Consider the following 2,630-nt stretch of genomic DNA (forward strand, 5'->3'; position numbering starts at 1 on the left):
CGGCCGCCTGAATCCGCTCGGCGTCACGCCATACCCGCGCCGCCTTCACCCGCCGCCGCCACCGCAGGTGGCGCCACACCTTGGTCAGCATCATCGCCCTCCGGAGAGTCGGAGAGCGACGGGCCCGACAGCCCCTCAAGCCTGTGGAGGGAGGCCCGCCGCTCGGAGGCGACGGCGGGTGCGAGGTGTTCTCACGACCTCGAAGGGCCCGCCGCCGCTGCGATCGAAGCTAAGGGCGGGCATGCGAGTGCAGGGGCACAGTCTGTGCCCCTCGCCTATGCGGTAAGCAGGCCGATCTTCACGGCGAGTTGAGACGCACGCCGACGCCGGGCCGGGCTCTTGGAATCAGCCTCTTCGAGGACGATCCGCTTGGCATAACCGTTGTACCGAATCGTCTCGGGTGCAGCCTCGTGCGCCCGTTCCAGCGTTGTCAGGGCGACGTCCGGCTGCCCGGCGATTTGGTAGCCGCGTGCCTCCTCGATTCGGTGCCGGGCACGACGAGGGCGGGACGGGATCGTGATGGCCTCGGCCGCCACGGCTTGCCGTACCGACTCACCACCTTGGCGCAGTTCGACAGCGACGGTCACCGCATGAGCGCTCATGATCGGCCGGGAGAATGAGGTGACGGGATCGTAGAAGCCGGGGGGCAGCCGCTTGGCCATGGCGCGGGCGGTGTCCCAATATCGCCACGCCACGCCGGTCGCACCGCGCCGGGCAGCGGTGTACCCGGCCTCGAAGGTCAACGCCCCCGTGATCGCCAGGACGTCGTCCGACGAGTCCTCCAGCAGAGGTTCGAGGTAGTCGAGCGTCGCCTGGTTCACGGCGTCGGCGGCCTCGTAGTGCGCCGGCCCCGCGTCGCGGTGTGCCTGCGTGGCCAGCCACGCGGCCACGCCGATGGCATACGGATCCTCGGACTCCTGAGCCGCTACCAGACCTCGCTCGGCCACTCGCCACAGCAGAGCGGCGTCCGGCTGGTAGGCCACGAAGAACTGCGTCAGCGAGTAGACCTGGGCGAGCACGGCCTGCGCTGCCCGGCGGTCCAAGCCGGTGTCGGCCTGCCGGACGGCGATCTGGGCGTCCCGGATGAGGTCCGGCAGCAATGCCCCGATCACCTCTCGGTGGTGGGGAGCCGAGTGCCGCGCCGACCAAGCGCTCGCGAGCCGGGCGCGGATATGCGCGGTCGGGGGTGCCTCCTGCGCGGTGGCGACGGGCCAGGCGTCGACGGCCGCCTTGACGGCCGCGAGGCGCGGATGCCCGGGCCCAACGAACAGATCGATGTGCAGCGCCTGGTCGCCGGTGAGGTCGGACAGGTCACGCACCCGCAGCGCCTCGGCAAGGGCGAGGATGATTTGCAGCTTCGGCATCCTCAGGCGGCCGGTTTCCACTCCCTTGACCCACGATCCGGACCGGGCGACCAGGCCGCCGAGCTGGTCTCGGGTGAGTCCCTTGCGTGTGCGAAGGATCTGAAGCCGCTGGCCGAATGCCAGGGGATCGGTGTACGGGTCCGGAATGCTCTGGTCCATTGGCGCTCCCTGGTAGAGGACAGGGTGCGGCGGCCGGCCTCTACTCCGGCCGCCAACATCGACGGTACGTCATGACCAACGACCTGGCGGGCCGGCCGCAGGGTCGCCCGAATGGATCGATGTGGCCGACGATCATCCGTCCATACTGGCTTCGGCCTGGTAGGGGCGGCGATGCTCTTGCATCGACGCCGCACCCTGGACCACGGCGCCACCACACCTGCCCCGGGAGCGCCCGTGTCCTACCCGCCGTCCTACCCCCAGCCGCAGTACCCGCCTGCCGCGCCCCTGCCGCCGGTACCCCGGCCGCCGTGGGTGTGGATCGGGACCGGCCTCGCCGCGCTCGCGATCGTCGTTGCCGGTGTCGTCGCGGCCGTCGTTCTCACCGGGAAGGATGAGCCGTCGCGGGTCGAGCAGGCCCTCGCCGAAGCCACCCAGGATCCCGCGCCGACCACCGAGGCGACGACCACCGAACCGGCGCCGGTGGTGACGCCGTCGTTGTCCGCGATCAGGCTGACTCCGAAGATCCTGGACAAGCATTGCTTCGGTAGCGCGGGCTGCAATGTCGAGTTCGAGATCGACATGAGCCTCGGCGTGATGGTGACGGGCGGGACGGTGTGGCGGGTGACCTACGAGGTGACCGGGGTCGAGGATGCCCCGGTAATCGGCAGCTTTGAGCTCGACGACAGTAGCTACGACCGGGTGACCGAGCTGGTGCAGACGGCGTCGTCGAAGGCGAAGATCAAGATTCGGGCGACGGAGATCGAGTTGCTCAGCTCCTGATCCCGGGCACGACGAATCGCCCCGGCCCCGCGGACAGAGGTTGTCACAGGGCCGGGGCGCTGGTCGTTGATGAGGTGGCAGCGAGATGGCGGGCGAACCGGGCGGGCCCGGTACTGGCCAGCAGCGGGAAGTCCAAAGAGTCGACGAACTCAGCCCGCCTCCTCGGCCAGCGGCGGGCGCGGCAAGGCCACGCGGATCAGTCACGCTCTTCCACCTGCTCAGGCCGCAGATGGAAGATCGCGTGCTCGCCCGCGCCGTCGTCGAGTGGGACGAGGCTGAGCCGATCGGCTCGGACGCGCCGTACGTACCCGTAGCCGGACCCGCTGT

Annotated in this window: 2 protein-coding genes; one reads left to right on the forward strand and one right to left on the reverse strand. The window is 70.0% G+C overall.

The features are described 5' to 3' along the window. Positions 1-275 precede the first annotated feature (275 nt). On the reverse strand, positions 276-1,523 hold the full coding sequence (locus IEZ13_RS45980; protein WP_183227558.1) for a helix-turn-helix domain-containing protein: 1,248 nt from the start codon (positions 1,521-1,523) through the stop codon (positions 276-278). 171 nt (positions 1,524-1,694) lie between these two features. Between IEZ13_RS45980 and IEZ13_RS45985 the strand changes: the two genes are divergently transcribed. Further along, positions 1,695-2,303 (forward strand): hypothetical protein, encoded by a 609-nt coding sequence (locus tag IEZ13_RS45985; RefSeq protein WP_183227557.1) that lies wholly within the window; start codon positions 1,695-1,697, stop codon positions 2,301-2,303. Positions 2,304-2,630: the final 327 nt, after the last annotated feature.

Source organism: Actinoplanes campanulatus (genome assembly GCF_014647795.1).
Taxonomy (GTDB): domain Bacteria; phylum Actinomycetota; class Actinomycetes; order Mycobacteriales; family Micromonosporaceae; genus Actinoplanes; species Actinoplanes campanulatus.